Origin of the sequence: Mesorhizobium sp. M7A.F.Ca.CA.004.12.1.1, assembly GCF_003997835.1 — a bacterium.
Classification (GTDB): Bacteria; Pseudomonadota; Alphaproteobacteria; order Rhizobiales; family Rhizobiaceae; genus Mesorhizobium.
In genome coordinates this window covers 1-759 of sequence record NZ_RZRK01001378.1, presented here as the reverse complement: position 1 = coordinate 759, position 759 = coordinate 1, and the positions used below count along the sequence as shown (strand labels likewise).

Below are 759 nucleotides of genomic sequence, written 5' to 3'. Positions count from 1 at the left end.
AGGGTGCGATCACCTATCGGCCTGGCGACGAGGCACTGGTCGGCTCCGAGCCGGTCGTGAATTTCACCGCCGAGGGGCCGTTCGGCGCGGTCAAACGAGCATTCGACAGTGAGCCGCTGGCGCAGTTCCTGACCCAGCGCGCGCTGGAGAAAGAGCAGCAGCGCGTCGAGGCGATGCAGGCCGCGCTGCTCGAAAAGCAGCGGCTTCGGCGCGAGGTGCGCTACTACGCGGCGTTGAAGACCGAACGGGATAAGGCCGCCGAGGAATTGCGCAAGCAGGAGGAAGCAGCACGGCTGAAAGCCGAGGCTGACGCCAAGGCCAAGGCCGAAGCGGATGCCCAGGCGAAAGCCGATGCCGATGCCAAGGCTCAGGCCGACGCGGAGGCGAAAGCAAAGGCGGACGCCGATGCCAAAGCCAAGGCGGACGCCGACGCCAAGGCCGCTGCCGAACAGCAAGCCGCCGACGAGGCGGCCAAGGCGCAGGTCGACAAGCAGGAGCGGCAGAAGGCGGAAGAGGCGGTGCGCATCGCGGCGCAGGAAAAGGCAAGGCTTGAGGCCGAACGCAAGGCCGCGCAGCAGCCTCCGAAAGTGGAGCGTGCGCCGCTGCCGGAAGCCAACGACAATCCGCCGCCGGCCAAGCCGAAGTCCAATCCGTTCACGATCGACAATCTGCTGAAGTCACTGCAGTAGGCTGAGCTTTCTGGGCGATACGACTACCCTCCATCTCGATCGAGCAGACGCCGCAGCATCGGTTCGATAC

The 759-nt window shown here is 65.9% G+C and carries 1 pseudogene; it reads left to right on the top strand.

Annotated features, from left to right (window positions below):
- A pseudogene (locus tag EN984_RS36505) lies at nt 1–689 on the top strand (AsmA protein); the annotation flags it as partial.
- Nucleotides 690–759: the final 70 nt, after the last annotated feature.